The following is a 14133-nucleotide window of genomic DNA, read 5'->3' on the forward strand; positions in this document are numbered from 1 at the left end:
ATTAAAATCTAAATAATGAAAATCATCTGTTTTGCCTTTATACTTGTGATATCATTCAGTCATGTTTTTGCCCAAAAAAGTAATAGAAACCATACTAAGAAATCACATTTAGAGCTGCCTCATATAGAAGTGATTCCTGTAACGGAAACCAGGACAGGTAGACAGTATGATCTTTATGTGAAACTTCCAGAAGGCTATTCAGAAAATGATCATATTGAGTATCCTGTGATTTATTTTACAGATGCCATGTGGCATGTAGAACTATTATCGGGTATTACGGCATATATAATGGAAAAAGCCATTTTGGTTGGTGTTTCCTGGCAAAAGGATATTGATAAAGACTTAAAAAAGGAAGTAGGAGTACACGTGAGCAGATATCGAGATTACTCTATTCGAAAATCAAATGATAAAGAACGTCAAGCCAGGTATCAATTTGGAGCAGCCAATAACCATTTGAATTTTATTAGAAATGATGTCATTACATATGTAGAAAACAATTACCGAACCGAGGCTGATAATCGTACTTATTTTGGATATTCCATGGGAGGTGAACTAGGAGCATATATATTATTAACCCAACCTGATACTTTTAGAAACTATATTCTGGGTAGCCCTTCGCTTCATAATGATATTCAGTTGCTTTCTGAGTTTAAGTTTAAACATAAAAGGCTAAATGCCAATGTGTTTATTTCATATGGTGCCTTAGAGAAAAAATTGGGTAAAAGTGCAAAAACGTTTATTGGTATGCTTAAATCCAGAAATGACACAAGTTTGTTTTTAAAGCATATAGTTATTGAAGGGAGTCATCAAACGGCCTTTCCTATAACTTGTGTACAAGGTATACATTGGTTATCAGACTTGATAAAATGACTTTGAATTTTGAACTGACTTAATTCTCCTTAAAAGCTTCTTTAATAAAAAATTTATGGTGTCATGTTTTCATGACTTATATCATGAAAACATGAACAACGATTGTTTAATTTTAAATAGTATAAAAGTTAAACTTTAGTTATGAAAAATTCAAATCAATCATGCGGTCTAATTATTTGTTATAATTTATTTATTCTTGGTTTTTTATTTTTATTCACGGCCTGTAATAATGGTCCCTCAAAAGATAAAACAAGTAAAACGGAAACAAATATTATTGAAAAAGTTGAAGAGACTTATTGGAATGTTAAAGCCATTGATCCCAATGGACAAAGCTTAGATATAAAAGTCTTTGATAATACAGGAAAACCTTTCGATGTAAAAGCCATTCAAAACTCTAATCAAGACAAGCTATTAGATGTAAAAGCTATGGTAAATGGAGAGAAATTACCAGTTAAGATTTTAGTTAGTAAAAATCAATTTACTCCTGTTGTGGCTATTACTAATAACGGTAGTGCTTACAAACTTCAAGCAATAACTCCAGAAGGCGAAAAAATACAGGTCATAGGCGTCGTTAGATTTGGGAATATTGTCATTATGAAGGCTATTACCAAAAAAGGGAAGTTTTATGGCGTGAAAGCTATTTCGCCCACTGGAAAACTTAATGATATTAAAGGTGTAAAAATCAATCCACAAGATAGAGAAATGACTTCAAAGGGTCATAACATCTATGCGCATGTTAAAGCTATGCATCCATCTGCTAATGAAGATGATTTTGAATTACCGAAGAAAAATATAGCAAAAGGCATTTATGAAAGTGATTTTGAAAGAATTACCTGGAATATTAAAGCGGTAACAACCGAAGGTAAAAATCTGGATGTAAAAGCTTTTGATGCCGAAGGCCATGCATTTGATGTAAAAGCAACACAAGACTCAAAACAACATAGTTTTATGAATATAAGGGCTTTTGTTGAAGGGGCAGAATTACCAGTTAAAATATTGCAAAATACAGACGAATATGCACCTATTAAGGCTATTGGAACAGACGGTACTATTTATGATATCAAAGCCTTAACAGATGATCATGTAAAACTAGATGTAAAAGGCGTTAGTCGTTCAGGCAATATTATTGATGTTAAAGCCATAAATGAAAAAGGCGATTTTTATGGCGTGAAAGCGTTTGCTCCAGATGGAAAACTTAATGCCGTAAAAGGTATTAAGATTTTTGAAAGAGAAGTAGAAATGAGAATAAAAGGTAATCCGGTATATGCGCATTTAAAAGCTATAAGTCAATAATTAGGAGTGAAGTGAGTGGGCATGTGTATGGAATGGAATAATATTACCGAACACATTAATTAGTGTCCTCTAATTTTTTAATATTCAATCAAATATGCTAAATAGCACCAATAGTATGATTATTAAAGCAAATAGACATGTCTACAATTACATTACTAACTCGTAATTGACCATAAGCGAGTTATTTAAGGGAGTCATCAAACGGCCTTTCCTATGACTTGTGTACAAAGTATACATTGGTTATCTGGCCTGATAAAATGATTTTGGAATTTTAGAACTAACTTGATTTGCTTCCATAGTTTTACAAATTCACACCCAGTTCAAACCCAAACCCAAGATTATCCCTAAAAACTTTTGAGGATTGTATCGTTTCAAATACGTTCACTCCTAAAACCAGTCCAAATGCTTTCCAGGGAATTATTTTAATCCCTTGATTGCTACTTAATCCAATCAAAAAGCTTTTTGATGTTGTTCCGTTTAAGTCTTTTAGAACTTCAATACCAATAGGTGCATTCAATCCTAATTCAAAATAAATACCAGGGCTTAGTTTGATTAACCCATTAAAACCAGGAGCGATATTAAAAGTTTCTAAAGATTTATAGCCTCTACGTTTAACTACTTCTGTTTTAGCGCTATTTTGTCCAAAAGACACTTCAAAAGGCAGAATAAAATCGGTATCGTTATCATCAAAACCAATATAACTTACTTTCCAGCCATCATAATTTTTACTAAACGTCTTCTTAAAGTTAAAGGTGTCAAACCAATTATCGGTATCACTATCTTCTTGAGAAAAACTTAATAAAGTACTCATAATCAGTATTATTAAAAGATATGTGTGTCTCATGAGGTTAACGACTTCGTTTATATACTACTTCTATAGCTCTTAGTTCTCTAACATCATATTTAAGAACAAGCGTTTTTGTATCTACAGAAATAATATAAGCTCTTAAAACCCCTTTGGCGTTGTCCTTAAATTCTATATAATGATCTTTTGAATTTAATGTATACTGTCCCTTTTCAATATTACCTTCGCTTTTAGAAATAAAGGTCATATTGTTATTAAACTGTATAAAATCCTCTTTTTCTTTTTTTTCAGGAGAGTACGTTTTGTTTTCAATATGATAAGCATGTAAATACCATTTGTGAGATAACAGCTCATTTTTTATTTCTTGTGCACAACCACTGGCAGAGAATAGCATGGTCATAATTACCGTGGATATCAGTGTTACTTGTATATGTTTCATTGTAATAATTTTACGTTTTTGTGACATACCTGATAAACATAGACATTGGTCCCTTTTTGTATTTTTTGCCCCATAAAACTGAGAATACCATACAGATGGAACAATAGATAAGCGCTAAGATAACAGCATGCCATTGCGTTAGGTTATTTTCACCAAAAATGATAATACATATTATTAGCCCTATTACTACATGACTTATATAGTGTGTAAATGCCATTTGTCCTGTTTTTACAAAAAAGTTGCATATAGACGTATGTTTTAATTTGTCAGTACCCCAAATGCAAAGGGTAATTATCATGAATGCCCAACTAATACCAGAAATCATGAATAAAGGCAAAGGCGGCATTGGTTCTGTACCAAAAAGCGACAGTGCTTCACCAGAAGTTAAATGGATAAAGTTTTGAGACGCTTCAACAAGGCGTTTAGAGACCATTTGTATCAACACAAAAACGGTGGTTGATACGCCTAAAATGGTATTTCTAATGTATTTAGAATGCATGTTTTGTCTTCCTAGCCATATGCCAACCAGAATAAATGCGACCCAAGGTACTACAGGGTTAAAACCATTAATGAAAAAGTTTCTCATAAAGCCATTTAAACTCCATAAATCGGTGTACTCTACATTGAGCCAATTCCACCCTTTTTCATAGTCAACAAATTCTAGTATAAACGGATATGAAAAAATCAACAACAAAATACCTATCCATAAATACACAGATTGTCTGGTCATCGCTATAGCACCAATTAGAATATAGCATCCGTAAGAATGCAGTATATCTGCGGGCCACACTAAAGTAAACATCAGTCCAAATACAAACAGGAATGCTGCACGTTTAAATAACAGCACCTGTTTTTCTTTTAACCTTATTTTGTCATTAAAGAGCAGGTTATTTTTAATCATTAACGAGATACCTGCCCCTGCAATAACGACAAACAGAGCGGCTCCTTTACCTTGTATCATGTTTAACAAGCTTGCCAAAATACTTTCAGTATTATTAGTATTGGCCAGTACCAAATTAAAATGGACAATAATCATTATAAACACGGCCAGGGCTCTGGCTACATCGTAGCCTTGTATTCGCTGTTTATGTTGTGTCATTTGTGTAATTATTTGAGAATTATTCATTAATAATGGGGTAATAGGAAGTCCGCTCTCTACTTCCAAGAGTAACTAATCTTAAAAACTATATGAAAGTGCTAATTGTAAGGCTCTGTTTTTTGCATCTCCCGTAAGTTTGGTGATATCACGTAGCCCTAAAGAATAGCGTGCGCCAATTTCTAAATTATCAGAAATATGGTAAGCGATACCAAAAGCCCCACCATAATCTAATTTTCTAAAATTAGACTTATTAATGCCCTTGGTAGACAATAAATAACCAATATAAGGCCCTACTTCCAGGCCAAATTTTTCAACTGGATATACCCTTACAAGAGCAGGAAGCACTTGAATGTAGTTAAGTTTTAATGTTGTTTTTTCAGCGGTATTTTTCTTTGAACGCCCACCTAAAGAGCTATAGACTAATTCAGAGCGAATGGCTATGGTTTCAGATGCTTTAAATTGCGTGAATAAACCAAAAGCAGGTCCTGTTTTTGCGCGTTCTCCTGAGGTTTTAATGGTACTACGATTGGCACCCACTTTTACACCAAACTTAAATAAGTCGTTACTTTGTGCGTTAGACGCATAGGCTAATGCTATCATTAAGATAGCTGTAAAAATTGTTCTAATTGAAATAATCATAATCTTTCACTTTTAACTGTTATACATTTTAATTGATACCCCAAAAGTATTTCCAGGCTAACAATTAAAAGATGTTCCCTATAATTACAGACAAAAAATAGTATCCTGATTTATAGGGAAACCATTTTTAAGATTACAACTATTTTATTTTTAGGCGATTGTGTGTTATTGTGGTTTATACGCTTTTTTAAATTCCGTAGGTGTCATATAGGTGTTTTTTCTAAAAGCGGTATAAAAAGCAGCTTTACTATTAAACCCCACATCTAGGGCAATAGCAAAAATTGTATTGGGTTTTGGTTCCAGAAGCATGGGTTTTGCAGCTTCAATGCGGTATTTATTTATAAAATCTGAAAACCCCATGTTTGCATTTTGATTAATGGCTTGTGAAATATGATGTACAGACTTATCTAATGTATGAGCCAGGGTATTTAGTTTAATATCATAATCCAGATATAGTTTTTTAGAAACAACTAGTGTTTCAATTTGCTTGAATAACTCAGAAGAATCGGTTAAAGAAGACTTAGCGTACTTTTTCCTGGTTTTTTCAGGTAAATCTTCAAAAGCACCAGTAAAAGCAAATACAGGAAAATGCATGATAGAATAGGCTAGTACAAAGAAAAACACTGCAAATAATAGTGTTTCGGTTTTGGCATAGAACTCTAAAGTATCTAGCGTTTCGGTATTTATAACTGTGTTAAATCCGCTCGCTATTTGAATACCAATACATAAAATAATGAGCAACTTTACCCATTTATAATTAAGCTTTTGAGAAGCATTTAAATCTAAATAAACAGGGGTGTTTTTCAGTTTTATATATCCAAGCACTAATAACAGAATATTGATTGTCGTGGCTAGAATGTATTCCATTTCAATCCAGAACCAGATACCTAATGTATTGCCGGTAGCCATTAAATCGGTGACGGTGTTGTATTCTAAAATAGGGAGGAAGAGCCCCCATCTAAGCATGGTATAACCAACAAGCATCAAGAGACATTTTTTAAGGTTAAATTCATTTTTGGTAAATAACAAAATGAAATAGTAGAATAGGGGACCAGTAAGATGATACAATAAATAAGCTCCACCAGAAAGTATACTATTAATATCAACTTTTAGTAGTAAATAATAATCAAAAGCCGTGTAAGCATATAGAAATACCAAAACACCAAGTACATACCTGATCCTCTTATCGTTTCCTAAACCTGATGTTCTGGAAATTATAAATATGCCTAGAAAGAGCCCGAGAATGGAACTCAATAGTGGCGATATATCTAAAATACTCATGTGATAAAAATAAGATTTACTATTGATATTTTTTACACAGCATAATTATAAAAACCCGATAAAACAAGACGCCTTTTTTACAAAAACTATGTCTTGATTTATAGGGAAAGACCATTTAAGAGTATAGTGGTAGTAGTTTTGCTCAGAAAACATTGAAAGGACCATGAGTTTTGCAAAATTGATTTCGTTATTTGAAGAAGCACAAATAATGACCTTTATCGGCTATTTTTTCCTGTTTAATCTTGGTATCATTATCCTGGAAATACTTGTTGATGTATTTACTTTAAAGAAAAGACGTTGGAAAGATACTATTGCCAACATTTCCATTTTTATCATAAACCAATTGCTTGAAAAAACAATAATAGGTACCATTGGAGTGGTATGCTTGGTACCTGTTTCATGGTTGTCGTTTTTTGAAATCCCGTTACATATTTATACATGGATATTAGCCTTTTTTGTGGCTGACTTTACCTATTACTGGATGCATCGTTTAGAGCATGAACACCGCATATTATGGGCAAGCCATAGTGTACACCATTCATCTGAAGATTATAACCTGACCATTTCGCTTAGATTAAGTATTGTTGAAGGTTTATTTGAATGGTTGTTTTTAATACCAATGGTATTAGTTGGTTTTTCACCTTTTCAAGCTATTGTAGGCTTGGTGTTAGTAGCACAATTTCAAACATGGATTCATACAGAACGTATTGGTAAACTGGGTTGGTTAGATGGCATTTTTAACACACCTTCTATACATAGAGTACATCATGGTTCCAACAACAAATATTTAGATAAAAACTATGGAGGATTTTTAATTATCTGGGATAGACTTTTTGGCACCTATCAAAAGGAGGAAGAACCCGTAGTTTATGGTTTAACCAAAAACATAAATACCAATAATCCTATTAAAATTAACTTTATTGAATACAAACATATCCTGGAGGATGTGAAACGCTGTAAAACCTTAAAAGATAAACTTAGAATTGTGTTTGGTAGTTTAATTTGGAAGCCGTAGTTACTACAGTTTTTTATTCACTAACCTTTAATCGACGTGCTCTAATACTTGTGCCATTACCATCGCCAGACCATGACCCCCAAACAGCAAACAGATTGCCATCTGGTGCCGCAGCAATGGCAGGAAAGACTTGATAGCTGTCTCTATTGCTATTGACTGTAAAGACATCTCCAATGAATTTACCCGTGTCTAGCAAACGTCGTCCATATATATCATCGCTACTATCATTAGATGATGCATCGGCTTGCCAAACTACAGCATATCCACCTCGGTGGTCTCTGGTAACGCCTAGATTTTGATCTCCGCTGGAATTTTGGCTCAATATAATTTCATCGGTTAAAGCGTTACCGTTGTTATTGTACATACGTGCCGTGATATCGGTAACCAAAGTTTGAACGCTGTTGCATTTATCGGGGTCTTCAAGGTGTTCCCAAACAATTACAAAACTGCCATCTGCTTGTGCGGCTATATCTGGATTTTTCTGATCGCAGATTTCACGTGTGTTCACCTGCTCTTCCATGGTCATTAATGCGGAGCCTTCACTATCAAAGCGTTTAAAAACAATGGCAAGTCTTTCATTATCAATATTCAGACTTTCCCAGACCACGATAAAACCACTAGGTACGGCTGCTATTCTGGCTGTATTTTGCCATCCGTTTATAACCGTATTCACTCTAAATTCGCCATTACCTATATCATTAAAAGCAGCATCGTAAACTCGGGCGTAGATTTCACCCGCTTTTCCATCCTGATCTGAACTCTGCCAAATAATCATCAAATTCCCGTTGCTATGATAAGCGGCATAAGCAAGGTCTTGGTTAGAGTTTGTTTCTTCATTAACTCTAAATTCGGTACCCACTTTATTACCAGCGCTATTATAACGTTGGGCATACACCCCAAAACCACTACCATCTTGGTCTTTACTGCGCCAGAGAATGATATGCGAACCGTCATCTGCCACGGCAACGGTGGGCTGACTTTGGGTAGATTTGGTTTCTGTATTTACCACAAATTCATTGCCCCATTTAGAGCCATCTAAATTATAGCGCTGCGCTGCTACTGTATGGCCATCGCCATCCAATCCTTCGCTTTCCCAAACCACTATGGCCTTACCATCTGGAGTAACAGCGACTTTGGGATAGTTCTGATTATTATCTTTATAGGTATTCACTTGAAAATCGTTAGCAAGAAAAGTGTACGTGTTACTACTTTCTTCACCATTTCCATTGGTATCGTCTTCTTCAATGATCTCACTATCATCATTAGACATCTCCTCAGTAGTGTCTTTAGAGCAGGAAGTAAACATAAAAACAAGGCAAAACATAACTAAGGCTAATCGTTTCATAGGTGTTTCATCTAATAGATTTAGTGTCGCTAAATTCTATAAATAGTGTTTATAGTTATGTGTCGTTCGTCGAAAAATCGACGAATGGACTGAAATTTTTGTAGTTCATCGAGGAGGTGAAGCATAAATCTCTGTACTATTCCCTATTTAGTTGTTAATTATTCATTTTTATCTGCTATAAATATTACTAGCTGTCCAAATAAGACGTCATTTTTTTTAATAATTCAGAAAGTAGCTGTCGTTCTTTTTCATTAAGCATCCCAACAGAAGTATCAGCTTCTTTAAATCTAACTTCTATGGCTTTATCTATCACTGTAATGCCTTTCTTGGTTAAACCAGCACGTTTTATACGTCCGTCCAGAGGGTCTGGAGAACGATAAATCAATTCCAGTTTTAGTAATCTATCTAACAGGGCAGTCATGGCACCTGAGGTAATTAAAACCGATTGCATTAATTGTTTAGGGGTGAGCTCATAAGGTGTCCCAGAGCGTCTTAAAGTGGCTAGTACATCTAGGTCTGTGTAATAAATATTATTAGAACTTAAGGCGGCATTGGCACTTTTTTCCAGGATTTTGCCAAGTTTTAAAATGCGACCAATTATTAACATGGCAGACGCATCTAAATCTGGTCTTTCTTTTTTCCAATCACTCACCAGACTGTCTAGTAAATCTTTATTGTTTTCGCTCATAATAACATTTATATGTAAAACAATAATACAAAATTTATCTTGATATAAAGATATTTTTGTATTATTGCTATAAATATCTTTATATCAAGATAGTTAAGAAATCATCATGAAAACAAAAAAAACTTTAATTATTGCATTGCGATTACTAATAGTATCATTAGGCTTAATGTTGCATAGTAATTGTGTAGCCCAAAAAGGCGTAGCACCCATTCAGAATAATGCTAAAGCATCTAAAGCACTAGTTATAGATCTGATAGAAGCTTATATGGAATTACCCAGCACACCTCCAGGAATGTCTGTAGCTATTGGTGTAAATGACAGTATAGCGTTTGCCGAAGGTTTTGGTTTTTCTAATGTTGAAAACAAAGAAAAAGTCACTATAAAAACCCAATTTAGAGCGGCTTCAGTATCTAAAATTATTACAGCTACCGTCTTGGCTAAATTAATAGAAGCCAAACAACTTAGTCTTAATGATCATGTACATAAATACATTCCTGCATACGCACAAAAAGCGGATCCTGTAACTATAAAACAATTATCTGGACATGTATCAGGCGTACCCCATTACTCTTATCAAGATAAGCGCGAAAAACGTTACTATGGTAGTGTTGAAGATGCTATGCATGTGTTTTCCCATATACCTCTTTTGCATGAACCGGGAACTCAGTATAAATACAGTACGCATGGGTATACATTACTATCGCGTGTCCTGGAAAAAGCGTCAAATAAAAACTTTCTTGAGTTACTTAATGAAACTATATGCATCCCATTAGCTATGAATGGCACAGGTCCGCATATGATTAGTAGTCCTTCTACAGATATGACACAACTTTATGGTTTTCAAAAAAATATAGGTTATGTAAAAATTACGTCTCCAGAAGACCCAAGTTATAAGTGGGCAGGAGGGGGGCTGATGTCTACACCATCAGATCTGGTTACAATGGCAAATGGCTATATAAATGGATTTATAAAAAAAGATATCGTAGATACGATGTTTAGCACACAAACCTTAAACTCAGGAAAAGCAACAGGTGTCGGCGTTGGATGGCGACAAAATTGGGATATAGATAATCGAGAAGTATATGAACATGCGGGTTCCATGGAAGGCACGCGTACTGTGATCAGCCTTTTCCCAAAAGATAAGCTTTCCATTGCCATCATGTTTAATGCTTATGGCGTTTGGCGCATAGAAGAAACGGCTCATATGCTGGCATTTCCTTTTTTAACGCAATCATCACCTAAGCCTCAGCCCAAAGGTGGTGTCAAACTAGATGTCACTGTACATAGAGACGGAACCTCGGTTTTAAAGAAAGGTGAGCTTATATTAGATGGTGACAATAATCGGCTTGTTTTAGATACCGGCACTGAAGAGGAGGTAAGCTACCAACTTAAATATATGCAAAGAGATAATATATATGCTTTATTGCATCCTCATGGTATACTATACACAGAGCTATCATTTAATAATGATACTGTTACAGGAAAAACCATGTATTATGGGAGCCCCAATATTAGTAAACCCTCTGAAAAACAGCCTTTATTTGTATTTAAAGGCCATTTAAAACAATAAATTGAAGCGTATGAAAACCTGGTATGACATAAATAATATAGATGTGATTGACTCTCCTTCCATAGTGCTTTATAAAGATCGTTTAGAATACAATCTTAATAAAATGATTGCTATGGTAAAGGGGCATACCGCTTTATTGATGCCACACGTAAAGACTCATAAAATGCCAGAGGTCATAAAACTAATGGTTGATTTGGGAATCAAAAAATTTAAGGCCTCGACCATAGCAGAAGCCGAAATAGCCGCCAAATCTGGCGCAGAAACAGTTTTAATAGCGCATCAATTGGTTGGACCAAAACTAAAACGGTTTTGTGCTTTGGCCAAACACATTCCTGAAACCTCTTTTTTTACAATAATTGATAATAGTGTTTCACTTGAAAAACTTAACGCGGCAGCTAAACAGTCTCAACTTAAAATAGGTTTCTTTATTGATATCAATAGCGGTATGAATCGTTCTGGAATCACATTAGGTCCTGATTTAGATCACATGATTAAAGAAATCCCTAAGTATAATGCACTTAACTTTAAAGGGTTGCATGTGTATGATGGGCATTTAAGAGACAAAGATTTTGAAGACAGACAAAGTAAAATTGAAAGTGAATTAAAGCCCATAAAAGCGTTATTTAACACACTTAAAAAACAGAATTCGGATATCAACTTAATATGTGGAGGTACTCCATCATTTACATCTCATTTGCTTAGTGAAGATAAGATGTTGAGCCCCGGGACTTGTGTACTTTGGGATTGGGGATATAGCGAAAAATTAATTGAACAAGAATTTAAATACGCTGCGTTACTGGTTTGTAGAGTGATTTCTAAACCTAAAGAGGGTATCGTCACCATTGATCTTGGACATAAATCTGTAAGCTCTGAAAACCCGATTCACCAACGCGTTAAATTTTTAAATCTGGATAATTATCAACTCATGTCCCAAAGTGAGGAGCATGGTGTTTTAAAGGTTAAAAACTGGGAGCATATAAAAGTAGGTGATGTCTTTTATGGGCTTCCGTATCATATATGTCCAACCATCAACTTACATGATGAGGTTTCAGTAATTTTAGATAATAAGTTGATAGATACCTGGGAAATTACAGGAAGAAAACGTAAGCTAAGTTTTTAAGTTTATTGTGTTTTAGAAATGTATATTTTTCATATGTTCTTATAATTTTATGATAATAGAATTCCAGATTTAAAAGTTTATAAAGCAATTTTATATAATGTCTGATTATGAATTACTATTTTGTATCATAATGTTCTGCGTTATGTAACTTGAGCTTTGGATAAAAGCGAAAGTTGTTACTATAGTTTCTGAAAAAATTTTATTTCAAAGGTTTTTTACGATATTAATGGAACACTTATTATGCGACGACGTAGGAGGGAAGCTTAATGTGTGTGGAATGGTAATTGAAATATTTTTCTTATATTTATATATCAATCACTTGATTATTAGTGATTAACACTTCCCTTTCAGAAAATAATAGCACAGGTTTTTTTTTAATTACCCAATGTTGGGTATGTTTTAGTTTTAACTAATTCGATAGTATTGTTTGACAGTACGGAAAACTCTTAAAATAATTAATATCAACAAGTTTTTAAAACTTTATAGGATTTAATTAGACAGGGCTATAAAACCAGTATACGGTATACGATTAATCAAAGTTAAAATAAAGAAAATGAATTATCAAAGAAAAGGATTGTTTTTATTATTAGCATTTATATTTTGTTCTTATTGTTTTTTAGGATGCAAAAATGAAACAGAACAAAATCAGGAAGAACCGCTTTTATTTAAAGGAAAAAGTAAAAGTACATCCCAATTACCATTATCAATTTATTTAGGGAAGGATTCAATAGGTAGCTATAAATTCCCTTATGAAGTAGATACTATGAAGACCAGACAATGGGCTTTTGTGAAAGAGAAAGGTGCTATGCTTGCAATTCTTGAAGATTCAATCAATCTAAATACAGATGAAGGTCTTGATAGACTTGAAAATATAATAGGTTATCAAGAGATAGATTTCAATCCTAAAATGTTAAATAATCATGATTCTTTTAGTGCAGAACTATTTGGAGATACTATAAAGTTTAATGTCGATAGTTCTGAAATATTAGATATAAACAATGAGCTTTGGTCAGGTCAAATTCAAGACAAGAATAACTCTTCATTTATTATTTATCAAACTGATTCAATATTTAGTGCTTCATTTTACTTTAACGAAACCAAGTATGAATTAAGGTCGGAGAATGAAAACTATTTTATTGAAAGAATTGATCAAGAAAGATTTTACGATGAAGAAGAACCCCTGTATGAATTTGATTTTGATAATGAAGATGATGTTTTAGAAGATGAGATTATTATGAAAGATACAAATGAATTTATTGACGTTCTGGTTTGTTATACTAAAACTGCTAGTGATCAATCAGGTGGAAAACTTAATATTTATAATCATATTAATCGAGCAGTAATTGAAACTAATCTATCCTATAAGAATAGCAAAGTTTCTACTCGATTAAGATTGGTCGATACAATGAAATTAAATTATAAGGAAACGGGTATTTCAAAAAATGATGTCACATGGATTCAACAAAATAAAAAGGTTAGAGATAGGAGAAATAAAGTTAAAGCGGATTTAGTAGTGTTTATGGTTGAAAATTTGAATGGAAGCTGTGGTAGAGCTTATGCGATACAAAAAAGTTTATCCACAAAATTTGCGCCTTATGCATATTGTGTAGTTAAAAAGAGTTGTGCTACAGGTTATTACTCATTTGGACATGAAGTTGGCCACCTTATGGGAGGGAGGCATGATTGTAAAAATGACAGTAATCTAACACCTTTTGAGTTTAATCATGGATTTGAGTATTGCAAGATTACAAATTCATGGAGAACAATTATGAGTTATTCTAATTGTAGGAGTAAAAGATTACCGTACTGGTCAAATCCAAATGTAAAGTATAATGGAGTATCAATGGGTGAAATTAATGGAAATACTTCATGTAAAAGTAATAACTCAGAATTATTAAATAAAGCATCTTTAACAGTAGCAAATTTTAGAATACGACAATCTCCAATTAAATAAATAATTAACTTGATA

Annotated in this window: 13 protein-coding genes; 6 read left to right on the forward strand and 7 right to left on the reverse strand. The window is 33.6% G+C overall.

From position 1 onward, the window contains the following. Positions 1–15: 15 nt before the first annotated feature. Positions 16–870 (forward strand): alpha/beta hydrolase, encoded by an 855-nt coding sequence (locus HHX25_RS12060; protein ID WP_169673647.1) that lies wholly within the window; start codon positions 16–18, stop codon positions 868–870. Positions 871–1011: 141 nt separating this feature from the next. Then, a complete protein-coding gene (locus HHX25_RS12065; RefSeq protein WP_169673650.1) occupies positions 1012–2163 on the forward strand; it encodes a DUF7486 family protein in 1152 nt (383 codons plus the stop codon). Positions 2164–2464: 301 nt separating this feature from the next. Here HHX25_RS12065 and HHX25_RS12070 read toward each other — a convergent pair whose 3' ends face one another. From HHX25_RS12070 to HHX25_RS12090, 5 genes are all read right to left on the reverse strand, one after another. Continuing rightward, positions 2465–2974: a hypothetical protein gene (locus HHX25_RS12070; protein ID WP_169673653.1), complete on the reverse strand. Its 510-nt coding sequence runs from the start codon at positions 2972–2974 to the stop codon at positions 2465–2467. A 37-nt stretch (positions 2975–3011) separates the two neighbouring features. Continuing rightward, positions 3012–3407, reverse strand: coding sequence for a lipocalin family protein (locus tag HHX25_RS12075; protein ID WP_169673656.1), 396 nt, complete (start codon positions 3405–3407; stop codon positions 3012–3014). A 10-nt stretch (positions 3408–3417) separates the two neighbouring features. After that, positions 3418–4572 carry a DUF418 domain-containing protein gene (locus HHX25_RS12080; protein ID WP_169673659.1) on the reverse strand — a complete coding sequence of 385 codons (1155 nt, stop codon included), beginning with the start codon at positions 4570–4572 and terminating at the stop codon, positions 3418–3420. Between the two features lie 12 nt (positions 4573–4584). Next, positions 4585–5145: a porin family protein gene (locus tag HHX25_RS12085; protein WP_169673661.1), complete on the reverse strand. Its 561-nt coding sequence runs from the start codon at positions 5143–5145 to the stop codon at positions 4585–4587. Between the two features lie 165 nt (positions 5146–5310). Then, entirely contained in the window at positions 5311–6426 is a 1116-nt protein-coding gene (locus tag HHX25_RS12090) for a helix-turn-helix domain-containing protein (RefSeq protein WP_169673664.1), read from the reverse strand. A 163-nt stretch (positions 6427–6589) separates the two neighbouring features. Here HHX25_RS12090 and HHX25_RS12095 point away from each other — a divergent pair, with 163 nt between their 5' ends. Beyond that, positions 6590–7441: a sterol desaturase family protein gene (locus tag HHX25_RS12095; protein WP_169673667.1), complete on the forward strand. Its 852-nt coding sequence runs from the start codon at positions 6590–6592 to the stop codon at positions 7439–7441. Between the two features lie 13 nt (positions 7442–7454). Here HHX25_RS12095 and HHX25_RS12100 read toward each other — a convergent pair whose 3' ends face one another. Together HHX25_RS12100 and HHX25_RS12105 are read right to left on the reverse strand one after the other, a co-directional pair. Then, entirely contained in the window at positions 7455–8786 is a 1332-nt protein-coding gene (locus HHX25_RS12100; protein ID WP_169673670.1) for a hypothetical protein, read from the reverse strand. A gap of 187 nt (positions 8787–8973) precedes the next feature. Then, positions 8974–9474 carry a MarR family winged helix-turn-helix transcriptional regulator gene (locus HHX25_RS12105; RefSeq protein ID WP_169673673.1) on the reverse strand — a complete coding sequence of 167 codons (501 nt, stop codon included), beginning with the start codon at positions 9472–9474 and terminating at the stop codon, positions 8974–8976. Positions 9475–9580: 106 nt separating this feature from the next. Between HHX25_RS12105 and HHX25_RS12110 the strand changes: the two genes are divergently transcribed. From HHX25_RS12110 to HHX25_RS12120, 3 genes are all read left to right on the forward strand, one after another. Further along, the gene (locus tag HHX25_RS12110) at positions 9581–11044 is read left to right on the forward strand and encodes a serine hydrolase domain-containing protein (protein ID WP_169673678.1); all 1464 of its coding nucleotides are present in this window, start codon (positions 9581–9583) and stop codon (positions 11042–11044) included. A gap of 10 nt (positions 11045–11054) precedes the next feature. Next, a complete protein-coding gene (locus HHX25_RS12115) occupies positions 11055–12164 on the forward strand; it encodes a D-TA family PLP-dependent enzyme (RefSeq protein ID WP_169673681.1) in 1110 nt (369 codons plus the stop codon). Positions 12165–12717: 553 nt separating this feature from the next. Further along, positions 12718–14118, forward strand: a complete 1401-nt coding sequence (locus HHX25_RS12120) for a M12 family metallo-peptidase (protein WP_169673684.1) — start codon at positions 12718–12720, stop codon at positions 14116–14118. Positions 14119–14133 lie beyond the last annotated feature (15 nt).

The sequence above is a fragment of the Flavivirga algicola genome (assembly GCF_012910715.1).
Lineage (GTDB): Bacteria > Bacteroidota > Bacteroidia > Flavobacteriales > Flavobacteriaceae > Flavivirga > Flavivirga algicola.

Bases quoted from the DNA above. Each gene is read 5' to 3' on its own strand.
- HHX25_RS12060 (WP_169673647.1), top strand. From the start codon at position 16: ATGAAAATCATCTGTTTTGCCTTTATACTTGTGATATCATTCAGTCAT.
- HHX25_RS12065 (WP_169673650.1), top strand. From the start codon at position 1,012: ATGAAAAATTCAAATCAATCATGCGGTCTAATTATTTGTTATAATTTA.
- HHX25_RS12070 (WP_169673653.1), bottom strand. From the start codon at position 2,974: ATGAGTACTTTATTAAGTTTTTCTCAAGAAGATAGTGATACCGATAAT.
- HHX25_RS12075 (WP_169673656.1), bottom strand. From the start codon at position 3,407: ATGAAACATATACAAGTAACACTGATATCCACGGTAATTATGACCATG.
- HHX25_RS12085 (WP_169673661.1), bottom strand. From the start codon at position 5,145: ATGATTATTTCAATTAGAACAATTTTTACAGCTATCTTAATGATAGCA.
- HHX25_RS12090 (WP_169673664.1), bottom strand. From the start codon at position 6,426: ATGAGTATTTTAGATATATCGCCACTATTGAGTTCCATTCTCGGGCTC.
- HHX25_RS12095 (WP_169673667.1), top strand. From the start codon at position 6,590: ATGAGTTTTGCAAAATTGATTTCGTTATTTGAAGAAGCACAAATAATG.
- HHX25_RS12100 (WP_169673670.1), bottom strand. From the start codon at position 8,786: ATGAAACGATTAGCCTTAGTTATGTTTTGCCTTGTTTTTATGTTTACT.
- HHX25_RS12105 (WP_169673673.1), bottom strand. From the start codon at position 9,474: ATGAGCGAAAACAATAAAGATTTACTAGACAGTCTGGTGAGTGATTGG.
- HHX25_RS12110 (WP_169673678.1), top strand. From the start codon at position 9,581: ATGAAAACAAAAAAAACTTTAATTATTGCATTGCGATTACTAATAGTA.
- HHX25_RS12115 (WP_169673681.1), top strand. From the start codon at position 11,055: ATGAAAACCTGGTATGACATAAATAATATAGATGTGATTGACTCTCCT.
- HHX25_RS12120 (WP_169673684.1), top strand. From the start codon at position 12,718: ATGAATTATCAAAGAAAAGGATTGTTTTTATTATTAGCATTTATATTT.